The following is a 268-nucleotide window of genomic DNA, read 5'->3' on the forward strand; positions in this document are numbered from 1 at the left end:
ATAACCGCCGGCACACAACCATATGCAAAAAAAATCAAAAACACCGAACCTTTTCCGGCCAGAGCGACAATATAGGGTGTAAGCTGCTTACTCAGGAGGGCCCTCTGAATGCAAAGTGAATATATGTACCAATTACTTACGGAAATGAAGGATGGTAATCAACAGGCGTTTCATGAGCTGTATGATGCTACCTTTCAGGACGTCTATCGGACAGTCTCCTTTCTGGTGGATCACCAGCAGGATCGGGAGGATGTCATGAATGAGATCT

At 45.5% G+C, this 268-nt stretch carries 1 pseudogene; it reads left to right on the forward strand.

What is annotated here, in order from left to right:
• Positions 1-108 precede the first annotated feature (108 nt).
• Positions 109-268 (forward strand): annotated as a pseudogene (locus tag SB773_RS32125) (sigma-70 family RNA polymerase sigma factor); the annotation flags it as partial.

Source organism: Bacillus sp. SIMBA_074, assembly GCF_046534555.1.
Taxonomy (GTDB): domain Bacteria; phylum Bacillota; class Bacilli; order Bacillales; family Bacillaceae_G; genus Bacillus_A; species Bacillus_A mycoides.